General features: G+C 26.1%; 14 protein-coding genes. 13 read left to right on the top strand and 1 reads right to left on the bottom strand.

Going from position 1 to position 13,447, the window contains the following annotated elements; translation table 4 throughout:
- The first annotated feature begins 64 nt into the window (after nucleotides 1-64).
- From AACK85_RS03310 to AACK85_RS03260, 11 genes are all read left to right on the top strand, one after another.
- A complete protein-coding gene (locus AACK85_RS03310) occupies nucleotides 65-1,084 on the top strand; it encodes a fructose-bisphosphatase class II (protein WP_338969346.1) in 1,020 nt (339 codons plus the stop codon).
- A 13-nt stretch (nucleotides 1,085-1,097) separates the two neighbouring features.
- Complete coding sequence (locus AACK85_RS03305) at nucleotides 1,098-1,583, top strand: ribosome assembly cofactor RimP (protein ID WP_338969345.1); 486 nt, start codon at nucleotides 1,098-1,100, stop codon at nucleotides 1,581-1,583.
- A gap of 241 nt (nucleotides 1,584-1,824) precedes the next feature.
- A complete protein-coding gene (nusA, locus tag AACK85_RS03300) occupies nucleotides 1,825-3,213 on the top strand; it encodes a transcription termination factor NusA (RefSeq protein WP_338969344.1) in 1,389 nt (462 codons plus the stop codon).
- Nucleotides 3,214-3,232: 19 nt separating this feature from the next.
- Nucleotides 3,233-3,511 (top strand): RNase P modulator RnpM, encoded by a 279-nt coding sequence (rnpM, locus tag AACK85_RS03295; protein WP_338969343.1) that lies wholly within the window; start codon nucleotides 3,233-3,235, stop codon nucleotides 3,509-3,511.
- The gene (locus AACK85_RS03290; protein WP_338969342.1) at nucleotides 3,512-3,832 is read left to right on the top strand and encodes a 50S ribosomal protein L7ae-like protein; all 321 of its coding nucleotides are present in this window, start codon (nucleotides 3,512-3,514) and stop codon (nucleotides 3,830-3,832) included.
- 59 nt (nucleotides 3,833-3,891) lie between these two features.
- Nucleotides 3,892-5,784 carry a translation initiation factor IF-2 gene (infB, locus tag AACK85_RS03285; RefSeq protein ID WP_338969341.1) on the top strand — a complete coding sequence of 631 codons (1,893 nt, stop codon included), beginning with the start codon at nucleotides 3,892-3,894 and terminating at the stop codon, nucleotides 5,782-5,784.
- Nucleotides 5,785-5,787: 3 nt separating this feature from the next.
- Nucleotides 5,788-6,135, top strand: coding sequence for a 30S ribosome-binding factor RbfA (gene rbfA, locus AACK85_RS03280; RefSeq protein ID WP_338969340.1), 348 nt, complete (start codon nucleotides 5,788-5,790; stop codon nucleotides 6,133-6,135).
- 26 nt (nucleotides 6,136-6,161) lie between these two features.
- The gene (locus AACK85_RS03275) at nucleotides 6,162-6,863 is read left to right on the top strand and encodes an RsmE family RNA methyltransferase (RefSeq protein ID WP_338969339.1); all 702 of its coding nucleotides are present in this window, start codon (nucleotides 6,162-6,164) and stop codon (nucleotides 6,861-6,863) included.
- Nucleotides 6,864-6,881: 18 nt separating this feature from the next.
- Nucleotides 6,882-8,057 (top strand): hypothetical protein, encoded by a 1,176-nt coding sequence (locus AACK85_RS03270; RefSeq protein WP_338969338.1) that lies wholly within the window; start codon nucleotides 6,882-6,884, stop codon nucleotides 8,055-8,057.
- A 36-nt stretch (nucleotides 8,058-8,093) separates the two neighbouring features.
- Nucleotides 8,094-8,297, top strand: coding sequence for a hypothetical protein (locus tag AACK85_RS03265; RefSeq protein WP_338969337.1), 204 nt, complete (start codon nucleotides 8,094-8,096; stop codon nucleotides 8,295-8,297).
- 58 nt (nucleotides 8,298-8,355) lie between these two features.
- Nucleotides 8,356-9,723: a hypothetical protein gene (locus AACK85_RS03260; RefSeq protein ID WP_338969336.1), complete on the top strand. Its 1,368-nt coding sequence runs from the start codon at nucleotides 8,356-8,358 to the stop codon at nucleotides 9,721-9,723.
- Between the two features lie 37 nt (nucleotides 9,724-9,760).
- Here AACK85_RS03260 and AACK85_RS03255 read toward each other — a convergent pair whose 3' ends face one another.
- The gene (locus AACK85_RS03255) at nucleotides 9,761-10,279 is read right to left on the bottom strand and encodes a hypothetical protein (protein WP_338969335.1); all 519 of its coding nucleotides are present in this window, start codon (nucleotides 10,277-10,279) and stop codon (nucleotides 9,761-9,763) included.
- 238 nt (nucleotides 10,280-10,517) lie between these two features.
- Between AACK85_RS03255 and AACK85_RS03250 the strand changes: the two genes are divergently transcribed.
- On the top strand, nucleotides 10,518-11,003 hold the full coding sequence (locus AACK85_RS03250; RefSeq protein ID WP_338969334.1) for a hypothetical protein: 486 nt from the start codon (nucleotides 10,518-10,520) through the stop codon (nucleotides 11,001-11,003).
- A gap of 668 nt (nucleotides 11,004-11,671) precedes the next feature.
- Nucleotides 11,672-13,237, top strand: coding sequence for a lipoprotein (locus tag AACK85_RS03245; protein ID WP_338969333.1), 1,566 nt, complete (start codon nucleotides 11,672-11,674; stop codon nucleotides 13,235-13,237).
- Nucleotides 13,238-13,447 lie beyond the last annotated feature (210 nt).

Genomic DNA, 13,447 nt, shown 5'->3' with positions numbered 1-13,447 from the left:
TAATCTTTTTATATTATTGTTGGATTAAATGTTAATATATTAGTGAAATAAAGGGATTTAAAAGATGAACAAAGACATGATTTTACTTCGTACAGTTGAAGTTGCTGCAATTGCAGCTTATAAATTTATTGGTAAAAAAGACAAAAACTTAGTTGACCAAGCAGCTGTTGAAGCGATGAATTTAATGTTGGAAAATGAAAAAGATTTTAAACTTAAAGTTATTAACGGTGAAGGCGAATTAGATCATGCGCCAATGTTATATGTTGGGCAAATTTTGGGTGATGTAACAAATAATGATTCTCCAGTTTTTGATATGTCAGTAGATCCAGTGGAGGGTACAGCGCCAGCCGCAAAAAATTATGCAGGATCAATTACAACTATTGCAATTTCAAAAGAAAATACTATGGCTAAACTTCCAGAAATGTATATGGAAAAATTATTTATCTCTCAAGAATTAATTAGTTTAAATTTTTTTAGTGATTCATTAATTGATAATGTTATCAACTGACAAAAAATGTTAAATCGTAAAGATTTAAAATGTATTATTTTAGATAAGCCCAGACATGAAGAAATTATTAGACAATTATATGAACTTGGAGTAATTGTAAGAACTATTCAAGATGGTGATGTTTTAGCAGCAATTGATGTTGTTAATGGTGACGCAGATTTTGTGTATGGTATCGGTGGTGCTCCAGAAGGAATTTTAATGTCTTCTTTAGCCATTGCAGCAGGTGCAAAAATGAAATGATCATTAATACCATATGCAAAAATTTGACCAAATGAAACAGAAACAAAAGAGAGAACAAAAATTGAACAAGTAGAACTTGCAAAAACAAAATTTAGTTTCGGCAATTACTATGAAGACTTTGATTTGGTAGCTGATTTGAGAACAAGATTTTTTGCAGCTGGATTAACTGCGGGTGGTTCTTTAAAACCAGTTGTATATAATCGTGGAATTTATTATGTTAATGCATTTATGGCTTCTCATGGTGTTATTCGTAATATTTTTTCTCAATATAATAAAGAAAATATTTCAAATTTAAAACCAGCCATAAAATATTTACTAGAAAAATATGAAAGGTAATGAAAAGTAATTTATGTCACTTCAAAAATATGAAAATGAAATTATTAAAATAATCACTCCTATAATAAATGATTTTGATTTGAAATTATACGAGCTAAATTTTAATTATGAATTTGAACAAGAGGTAATTCAAATTTTATTAATAACAAATGATGTCAAAATTTCAATTGATTTTGATACCATAGCAACCATTTCAGAAAATATTTCAACTGCTATGGAATCATCATCAATAGCAGAACATTATTTACTTGAGGTATCATCTGCAGGTATTGAAAGACAAATTAAATTAAAAGAGGAGCTAATTTCCGCAGTTAATAATTACTTATTTTTAAAATTAGGCAAAGAAAAAGAACATCTCGTAGAATTTTATGGTGTATTGAATAAATATGATGAATCAACAGATGAATTTATTTTTAAAATAAATTTGAAGGGTAGGATTAAAACTTTAGCATTGAACTGAGAATTAATTAAGTTTGTGAGATATGCAGTTAAATTTTAAAATTACATATAGAAAAGATGAAAAAATAGTCAGAAAAAATATATGACAATTATCGTTCTAATTTACAATTACATAAAGCATTTTGTATGATAAATTTATTGTGCTAAATGGATATAATTAAAAAAATACCATTATAAAACAATAAAAATATTATTTAATTGATTTTTTAATATTATTTGGTAAACTATATGTTGTAAAAGGAAGGGGAGTTCTCCTTCCTTTATTATTGGAGGAATTGAAAGTGGTAAATGGTGCAGAATTATTAAGTGCAATTTATACAATTGTAGAAGAAAAAAAAATTGACAAGGAAATTATTTTAGAAGGAATTAGAGAAGGTTTCCAAAAAGCATATGAACGTTATTTTGATCCAGAAGCTTTAGTTGATGTTGAAATTGATGAAAAATTAGGAACAATCAAAGTTTTTAAAAATTTAACTGTTGTTCAAAAAATTCAAGATGAATATTTAGAAATTGGTTTGAATGAGGCTAAAAAAACTTATGGTGAAAATGTTACTATTGGTGATACTTTAAAACAAGAAGTAGATTTTGATGAACAATACTCTCGCTTGGCTGTAATTCAAGTTGGTAACATAATTAAACAAAAAATTAGAGAAGCTGAAAAAGCCAAAATCTTTGATGAATTTCAAAATAAAGTTGGTGAAATACTTGTTGGAACTGTTGTTGATATTACAGATACTGCTTATTTATTAGAAACAGATGGTGCAATTGCATCGTTATGATTTAAAAGAGTAATTGATAGTGAAAGATTTAATATTGGTGAAAAAATAGAATATTATGTTATTGAATTATCAAAAGATAATAAATTTGCTCAAATTTCAGCATCAAGAACAGATCCACAATTTTTAGTAAGGCAATTTGAAAGACAAGTACCAGAAGTTCAAAATGGTGAAGTTATTATTAAAAAAGTCTCAAGAGATCCAGGTAAACGTGCAAAAGTGGCTGTTTTATCATTAGATCCATATTTGGACCCTGTTGGGGCGATGATTGGTTCACAAGGAAATCGAGTTAAAGCAGTTTCTGAAAAAGTTCATGGTGAAAAAATTGACTTAGTTAGATGAGATGAAAATATGGGCACATTCTTACAAAATGCAATGTCACCTGTATTTGTTTGTTCTTTTGAATTTAATGAAGAATATACTGTTGCAAATGTTGTTGTCCCAGATTCACAATTTTCGTTAGCAATTGGTAAATTTGGTTCGGCAGCTAAATTAGTTGCTAATTTATTAGATATTAAATTAAATGTTACTTCATTATCAAATGCAATTGCAAATAATCAAGAAGTTCACTGAAATGGAAATATTTCAAAAGAAAATGCAACTGATCAAGATTATTTAGATTCAATGAGAAATAAAAAAACTACTGTAATGCCAAATATTAATATTAATTTTGATGAACCATTGGTATCAAGAAAATATCAAAGCAAACCTGTTAAAAAACCAATGTATAAAGAACAATTTGATGATGCTGTAGATACAGCTGATTTTGAAGGAACTCTTGATTTAGAAGATATTGAAGCAAATAGAGCAGCATTTGATGCTTTTGCAGCAGCAGATGATGAAACAATTGATGCTGCAGATTATGATGACTATGATGACTTGTATGATAATTAAAAATTAGGATGTGATTTAAATGAATAAAATTCAGAAAACCGTCACTTTGAGAAAAGATATTGCTTCTGGAGAAATGACTCACAAAAAAGAATTGATTAGAATTGTCAAACAAAACGACGGCACTATTTTTATAGATCAAACAAAAAAAGCAAATGGTCGTGGTGCATATTTAAAAGCCAATTTAGATGCTTTAGCTAAAATTAAAAAGACTAATGCCCTAGAAAAAGCTTTAAAAACAAAAATCTTAGATGAGGTTTATCAAGCAATTGAATTAGAAATTAAGGAAAATTGAGATTAAATGAATGATAAACATAAGCAATTTTTATTAGCGCTTGGACTTGCAAATCGTGGCGGTAAATTAATTGTAGGCAATAGATTAATTGAAGAGATAAAAAAAAATAAAGTCAAATTAGTGATTGTTTGTAATGATATTGGGCAAGCACAATGAAAAAAAATATTTGATAAAACAAGCACATATCATGTTAAAGTAATAAAAGATGTGTTAACTGGCAATCAATTGCAAACTGCTTTGGGTATTAATTACATTAAGGCAATAGGTATCTTAGATACTAATATGGTTAAGTTAATTGAAGATGCATATGCAAAAATAATTGTGTAATTTCTTTATCTAATTTAATTATTAATGTTGTATTTTGAACATAAGAAGGAAGTGAAATTATGCCAAAAAACAATAATAATTCATCAACAAAAGATAATAAAAAAAATCAAGCATCAAAAAATCAACTCCAAAGACAATCACAAAAGAAACAATCTCAAACATTGAAATCTAAATTTAATGAAAAAAAAGATACTGGAATTGTTGAGGGTGTCTTTATTTATACAGAACCATTAACAATAGGTGATTTTGCTTTAAAAATTGGTAAAACCTCAGCAGAAATAGTTAAAATTTTCTTTAAACGAGGTTTAATGGTCAATCAAAACGCAATGTTGACAGAAGAACAAATGGGTGAATTGGCTCTAGAATTTGGTTATGACTTTAAAAAAGAAGAAGTTGTTTCTAAAGAAAACTTTTTCAATTCATTTAAACATGATGATAATCCGGAAGATTTAAAAGTTAAACCACCTGTGGTAACTATAATGGGGCATGTTGACCATGGTAAAACAACCTTATTAGATTCAATTAGAAATACACATGTTGTGGATGGTGAATTTGGTGGTATAACACAACATATAGGTGCGTATCAAGTTAATTTGGATGGTAAAAAAATTACTTTCATTGATACTCCAGGACATGAAGCTTTTACAGAAATGAGAGCTCGTGGTTCAGAAGTTACAGATATCGTTATTTTGGTTGTAGCAGCAGATGATGGCATCATGCCACAAACAGAAGAGGCAATTGACCATGCAAAAGCTGCCAATGTTCCAATTATTGTTTTTGTAAATAAAATTGATAAACCAGGTTCAGATCCAGATAAAGTTAAAACAGAATTAATGCGTTTTAATATTGTTGCAGAAGAATTTGGTGGTGATATTCCATTTGTTGAGGGTTCTGCAAAACAAAAAATGGGAATAAACTCTTTATTAGAAACAATATATTTAATTGCAGAAATCAATAAATTATGTGCAAATCCAAATAGATATGCAAATGGTACAGTAATCGAAGCTCATTTAGATAAAAATAAGGGACCGGTTGCTACTGTACTTGTGCAAGGTGGAACTTTAAAAATTAAAGATATTGTTGTTGCTGGTGGAACTTATGGCACAATTAAGGATATGCAAAATGAACGTGGTGCAAAAGTAAAAGAAGTTATCCCTTCAGAACCAGTACAAATTATTGGTTTAAATGATGTCCCACGTGCAGGAGATAAATTTATTGCGATACCAGAAGAAAAAATAGCAAGACAAATTGCCCAAGCGCAAGCCGAAAAACTTGCAATTGAAGAAAGATCAAAAAGAAATACTTTATCTTTAGATGCTATTAAAGCTAAAATTGAAGAAGGTTCTTTGAAAACTTTAGGAATAATTATAAAAGCAGATACTCAAGGTACAGCAGAAGCTGTACGTAGTTCATTGCAAAAAATTAATATTGATGGTGTTCGTTTAGATATTATTAGAGCAACGGTTGGGGCAATTTCGGCATCAGATGTCACTTTGGCTACGGCTTCAAAATCAATTGTTTATGGTTTTAATGTAAGACCAACAGCACAAGTACGTCAAAAAGCCGAAGATGATGGTGTTGACATAAGACTACATACTATTATTTACAAAATGATCGAAGAATTAGAACAAGCAGCAAAAGGATTATTAGACCCAGTTTTTGAAGAACAAATTCTTGGTGAATTACAAGTACGTCAAATTTTTAAACATTCAGCTGTTGGAACTATTGCCGGATGTCATGTGACAAATGGTACTATTCCAAGAGGCAGTAAAGTTAGAATTATTCGTGATGGTGTTGTCATTTATACTGGTGAATTATCATCATTAAAACATGTTAAAGATGATGTAAAAGAAGTTAAAGTTGGTATGGATTGTGGTTTAACAATTAAAAACTTTAATGATATAAAAGAAAATGATATTATAGAAGCATATAAAATTGAAGAGGTAAAATAAATTATGAGTAATGATATTAAAGTAGAACGATTGCAATCAACTATTTTACGTGAATTAAATTTAATGGTTAGAAATTTTTTGAATTCAGAAATAATCCCAAGTTTAACAGTTCATGAAGTTAGATTAACATCAGATTTATCTAAAGCAAAAGTTTTTTATTCATTTGTTGGTGATTATTTAAAAGAAGAAGTAACAGCAGAAATAGCTAATTATTTAAAAGAAATTAGACATAATTTGGCTGAAAAAGTTAGTATGAGGGCTGTACCAGAATTAGAATTTGTTTTTGATGATTCACTTGAAACTGCAAATAGAATTGATGAAATTTTAAATGATATAAATAAAGAGAATTAATCTCTTTTTTATTTTATGGTAATTTTATGCACAGATATTTTGCATTAAAAATAGATGAGACAACTTTTGATTTGAGAGGAGAAAATTATTATCATTTCAAAAATGTTGTGCGCATTAAAAATAATGAAAGAATTGAAATAATATTTGATAATTTGGGTTATATTGGTAATGTTAAATCAGATAATAATGGTATTATTACATTGGAAAATATTTCAATTCATAAATCAAAACAAATTAAAACTATTGCAATTGTTGGTTTAATTAAAGAACAAAAATGAGATTTTATTTTGCAAAAACTTACAGAACTTGGAGTAACAGATATTATTCCAGTGCAGTTTAAAAGATCGATTGTAGAAATTAAACACGATAAAATTGAAAATAAAATTGCTAGATGAACTAGTATATGTGAAGATGCATCTGAACAATCTCATCAAACTTTTATTCCAAAAATTCATAATATTGTAAAAGATATAAATTTATTGAAAAATTATTTACAAGAACAAAACTTTCTTGCGTATGAATTAGAATCAAATCAAGCAATTTTTAATCCAAAAAAAAATATGACATCTTCTTTTATAATTGGACCAGAAGGTGGTTTTGATAAATTTGAAATTGAAAAACTCATAGATATAGGCTTTATTTCAGTAAAATTAGATGAAAAAATTTTTAGAACTGAAACTGCGGCAATTTATATGATGTCTATAATTAATTTTGTAAATAATTTATAGAAATATAGGAAAAAACTAATGAATTTTGAAAAATTAAATCGCGATGATGTTCGAAAAGACTATAAATTAATTAAAACAAGATTAAATGAAATTAGTATATCAAAACATGTCATAGAAAAAATTAATATTGAAATAAATAATATTAAGTTAATTTTAAAAAATATCGTTACAATAAAAATTCATGGCTCTTTTGCAACAATTGGATTATATAAAATTGATTCAGATCCAAAAATAGATTTATTAGGTATTGTGCATCTAAAGCAATCAATGTTTGATGTTTATGAAAATGAAATTGATAGTTATGAACATTTTGATGATTGTTTTATTTGTGATTATAATAAAATAGTTTATGAAAAATTATTTGAAATGTACAAAAATAATGATGAAATTGAAGTTGAATGGCAGAATCAAACAATCAGTGGCAATTTATTTCAAGATAATATAATTATTTCTGTGAAAATAGACGGTAAAATTTATAAAATTATTTATCGTTCTTGTCTATCATCTAAAAAAATTTACAAATTGATTTGTGTTCGTAATGTTTATCGTAGATCGTTTACATTGGAGTACGTAAGAAATTATAAAATTTTGGACAAATTATTATTGAAAAAATTATCATTTCTATTTTATGAAATATACTTAATTGCAAAAAATAATGGTTATAACAAAATGAAACTTTTATATATGAAATTAGCTATTTTATCAAAATTGCAATGATTTATTCAACAAAATAATATTTACATGCGAACTTGAACTTCGAGTTTATTTAAAATGTTTTTTACAAAAAATGAAGTTGTTGAATCTTTATTTACAACTAATGATTTTTATAATAAAAATGCAAAATTAATTACAAAAATTTATAGAAACGTTAAATTCAAAAAATTTAATTGAGTTTATCATGGTATGTTTCCTGATTTAAAAAACTTTGTCATTGAATTTACAAAATATGCAGAAGAACACAGTTCATTACGTAACGTTGGTGTGGAAAATAATGAACGCTCAATATACTTTATCTATGATATTAATGCATATATAATAAATCAATCTAAATCAAAAAATATATTAGTTCATAATTGAGAGAAAAAAATAGAAGATAGCGGTTTAAAAGTTACAAAAAAATATATATATCCAGACAATACAGACATAGGTACTTTTATGTTGTTTGCTATTTACTATCATATGGAATTAATATAAAATTAAAATGTATGAATGTTCAGGAGGTCATTACTTATGGCGGAAAACAAAAATACAGATTTAATCAAAAAAGCAAAAGCTAATTCAGAAAAAATTTTAACTGAAGCTTCAAAGGAAAATATTCATGGACAAGTTTATGAATTTAAATTTGATAAATCAGGAAATGTTATTGATGAAAATGGTAGTATAAGATTCACAAAAGAAGAATGGGATGCTTTGGAAGATACCGATGCCGAATAAAATAAGGCATTTATGGAACACTTTTGTGTTCCTTTATTTTTTATAAGGAGGCATGTTCATGATTTCAAATAATAAAATTCCTGATGTTTCAAAATTCACAAGAGCAGTAAATGCTAAAATTAATATAGATACAAATATAATCTCCGAAATTAATAAAATTTATAGCGAATTAAAAAAATTATTTTTAAAAAATAATTTTGATTTAAAAAAAATTGGTGAATATGCTTATAATTCATTAACAGATTATGATGATGTAATTAATATTGATTTAGCTTTAGTTAAATATTTTAAGCTTAAAAAATCAGATAATTTTAAAATTGTATTTCAAAAAATAGAAAATATATTGCAATCTTTTTTGACTAATAAATATAATATAACAATGTCACCTGATGATACATATGTCAAATTAAATACAAAAATTAAAAATAAAATTATCAATATTAGATTAATTTATGTTATTAAAGAAATAGATGGTCAATTTAATAAAATATATATTAATCGAAATGGAATTAAGCAAGAAGATGGAATACTTGATTTAACAAGTGCTTGAAAATATGCAAATAATCTTTCTTTAAATGTTTTAAATTCATTGAAAAAGTTAATAAAATTTATGTTAAAAGATGATTTTGAATATTATTATTTTTTAGATATGTTAATTCTTAGATGATGAAATGAACTACTTGCTACAAAATTAAACAAATATATTCGTAGAAAATTTTACGATACAATAAAAAATGAATGAAAACAAGTTAATGAAAAAGCATTTTTATCAAAAAAGAATTTAAAACATTTCATTAAAAAAAATATGAATTTTAGATTAATTATTAATTATATTCTTTCTAGAATATGATTGAAAAATACAGCGTATTTTTCAGAATTTTTATTTGAAAATGAAGAGCTTTTTTCTGGAATATCTAGATATTCATTATTTACAAATTCAATGTTTAAATTACCAGAAAATTGATTTGAGAAAATTGTTTTTTGTGATTTAAAAAATTATGACATTATGTATAATTATCAAAATAAAATATCAAATGATAATGGTTATTCTAAAATTATTTTTGATCATTCAAGAGATAAAGAAATTAGATATTTTATTTCGCCAATAATGAGAACAATTCCAGTTGGTTATCCATTTTATAAAAAATGAATTAATAATAAATCTAGTAATTTATATAAAAAATTAGATCAAAAAATTGCAGAGCAAATTAGGACTTTAAAGCAAAGAGAGGGAATGGAAGCTTTAAATAAAATTGCCCATCAGTGAATTACAATTTTGCAAAATAAAATCAGTTATTTAAAACCTTATTTTGACAAAAAATATCCAATGATATTGATAGATGAACCAGATGAATTAATTAATACAATTATCAATATGTCATCAAAATTAAAAGATAGTGATTTCTTAATTGGCTATGAAAAATAAAAAACACTAATATTGAAATTAACAATATTAGTGTTTTTTATTGATTGTTTAGGTTTCTTTTTAAATACTTATTTCTTTTTTCTATTAATGTTTTTTCATTTTTACCAATTGAATTATACATATCTCTAGATGAACGAATACGTAATTTTTTTAATTCTTCATCACAATAAATTCAAGTTAATCAAACAATATGAAAATGTCTTAAATATTTCAGTTCACTTTCATTATACATTTCATATGAAAGCATTGTTGCTTGACTTTGCGCAAAATCTATTCATTTTTGGGCATCAATATTTTGATGGTATGAATCGTGCGCAAGTTTTTGATATGAAGTTGTTTTTTTGATGATTGCATTTTCTAAAGATTGAAGAGTATCTGTTATTTCTGAAATAATTGCTCTATCAAATTGTTCTTTTGAATCATAGTGGTGTTTTAATAAATAAAACATTTTCACTTGTAAATTTGTAACTGGATTTCCTCCAGATAAAAATTCACGTTCAATAATAATATGAAATTCGCTGTCGATGCTTTTATAAAATTCAGATTTAAATTGCATTTGTATCTACCCCTAAAATGTGTTTACAAAAACCTTTATTCTTTAATTATATCACAATATGAATTTTATCTTTAAGATATTGAAGATGTACTAATTTTATTCAGTCCCGTGGTGTTTGTTATGTATCTATTCTGTTAAAAAAATGTTAAAATAGTTATAGAAATATATTTATTTCTATTAGAAACTTGCTTTTTAATTAAAATCAAAGTTTAATTTTTAGTTTTTAGAAAGGTTATTTATGAAAAAATTATTAAATTTATTATCAATTTTTGGTTTATCAGTTACTCCCGTTACTGCAGTATCGTGTGGTGTTGTAACCAATGACGAATGAATTACAAAAGACATCACTATTAACATTTCAATGTCAAATGCACCGACAATTGGAGCATTACGAAATTTAGTTCAGGGATATTTTAAAGTTAATGAATTAGCTTATTTTATATCTAATTGTGTAAAAAAAATGAACGATTATAATTTTCAAGAAAATATTGTTATAGGAAAAACTACTTGAAAGGATTTAACTGTAATAATAAGTGGTCATTTTATTGAAGATGGACCCTTAAAAGAATTATGGGATGCTGCAGAAAACAGTTTATCAGTTATTATGTTGTATGTAAAACGTGAATATTCAGAAGAAAGTAGTGATGACCCATCAAACACTAGTGATTATGTAATAACAAGATATCTTGTAGCAAGATTTAATATCACAAAAGAAAATGCCTAGATTTTTTTAAATAGTTTTTATGTAAATTACAATAAAAACCTGTCTAAATAAAATAATTATGAGTTTTTTATTGGTATTAGAAATTAGAAATTTCTTATTTTGCTTATTAAAACCTAAGATGAACCCCAAAAGTGGGACACATAAAAAAGTCAAAAAACATATCTAGGAAAATTAGTGTGAACCCCAAAAGTGGGACACATAAAAAAGTCAAAAAAACATATCTAGGAATAGATATGTTTTTTGTTTGTCTAAACCAGTAATTAATGGTTCCCCTGTCGTGAGATAGTGCTTTCTTCGTCATTTGTTACTGATTTAGGTAAAAAAGACATAATAGGAGAAAGTGCTGTTATGACAAAAAATAAAAAATAATTGATGAAGCTGAAATTATGTCAAAATATTTAAAAGAAATCACATTTGAATTTTAATTAGAAAACGAGATGACAGATAATGTAACAAGAACAAATAAAATTATATGAGGGCACTTTGAGCTTTTTAATTTTTTGTTTTTTACTTAAATATTAAAAAAATGCATACTAAAACACAAATGAATAAAAAAGCGTATTTTCCATTCCCTACCTTAAAGTTATGCACCCCAAAATTTAATATTATTTGCATTTTATTAATTTTTGGACTAGAATTATTTAGTCAAATTAAGGAGGACATTAGATATGAAAAAATTATTAAGTATATTAGCTATTTTAGGGCTTACAACAACTGCAACAACATCAGTTGTTGCTTGTGGCAAAATTCAAACAGAAGATAATGCAACTGATTTGAGTAAAGTTATTTTTCAAGAATATACAAACTTAGTAAATGACAATAAAAATATTAATGACCAAGAAATGATAGATGCAATTAAAAATGTGCAAGCAGAAATTTTAAATCAACTAAAAGAATCCATAACAAATAATATTACAGATATTGACTTTACAACAAACGCAGCAGATGTGATTATAGAAAATAGTGATTTATCAGCTGGAGTTGATGTGACAATTACTGCAACAGCTACTTCACAATATTTAAGAGGTAAAACAAGTATTGAAGTAATTTTTGGTTCGTTGTTAGATTTAAGTGCTTTAACAAATACTAATGTTGAATATCAAACATCAGGTGTTGCAATTACAGAAGCAGAAGCAAAACATAGATGATTTAATGCAAATTTGGAAACTTTAAAAGCAGCAAATAAAAGCGTAACTATTGATTGATTTGAAACATCAAATTTTAATCCTGGAGATGAAAAACATAATGGAAATGTAGATATTTCAGCAAATATAACTCAAAATAAAGAATTTTTAAATATATCAAAAACTTCAATTAAAACAGTTATAAAACAGTCAGGTACAATCGATAGTTCTGTTGACATACCAGAAGATAAAACTTTAGATTCCGGTTGCACTGCACTCATTCAACTTACAAATGGAACAATTCTTGCTGGAACAGGTTCGGGCTCAATTTACAAACTAACAGATGAAGGGAAGATTGATAAAAAAGTTGAAGATTTACTCGGTGTTGATTCGATATATCAACTTTCAAATGGTATTATTTTAGCTCTTACATATAATAATGCTAATGGTTCAATCTACAAACTAACAGACGAAGGAAAAATTGACACATCTGTAGGTAATGGAACGGGTATTATTGAAAGGGCACCGTTTGATGGACCAAAGATAAGAATTATAGAACTTTCAAATGGTTTAATATTAGTTGGGACAAGTCATGGTTCAATTTACAAACTAACAGCTGAAGGCAAAATTGATACCACTATTGGTGATGGAACTGGTAAAATAGTCGATGGAAAATTTTATAATTTCGGCCCTTTATCATTTACTCAACTTACAAACGGAACAATTATTACTGGAACAGCTGGTAAATCAATTTACAAGTTAACAGATGAAGGCAAAATTGATACATCAGTTGGTGATGGAACTGGTATTATAGAAAATGAAACTTTTGATGGTTATGTCACTTCTGTTTTTCAACTTTCAAATGGCACAATTTTAGCTGGTACAAGCTGAAAAAAAGATGAATACTTTGGTTCAATTTACAAATTAACAGATGAAGGTAAAATAGATCATTCAGTTGGTGATGGAACTGGTAAACTAGAAGATGAAGATTTAGAATTGGGTGTTTCTAATATTATTCAACTTACAAACGGAACAATTCTTGCTGGAACTGGTGGTCATTTATTTTATGAAGGAAAATTAAATGGTTCAATTTATAAATTGGTAAATTAATTTTTATAGATTAATAATTTAATGCAAATCAAAAAGTCAAAAAAACATATCTGGAATTAAGGGGAACCCCAAAAGGGGACACATAAAAAAGTCAAAAAGTATATCTATTCCTAGATATGTTTTTTGACTTTTATTTAGTATCACTTTTAAGTTTGTTCTAAATAGATATGTTAATTATTTAATATGCCATTAAAAATTATTAAATAAGCA

Origin of the sequence: Spiroplasma endosymbiont of Labia minor, from assembly GCF_964019845.1 — a bacterium.
Taxonomy (GTDB): Bacteria; Bacillota_I; Bacilli_A; order Mycoplasmatales; family Mycoplasmataceae.
The sequence above is the reverse complement of the archived record's forward strand: the minus strand, read 5'-3'. Positions and strand labels throughout refer to the sequence as shown.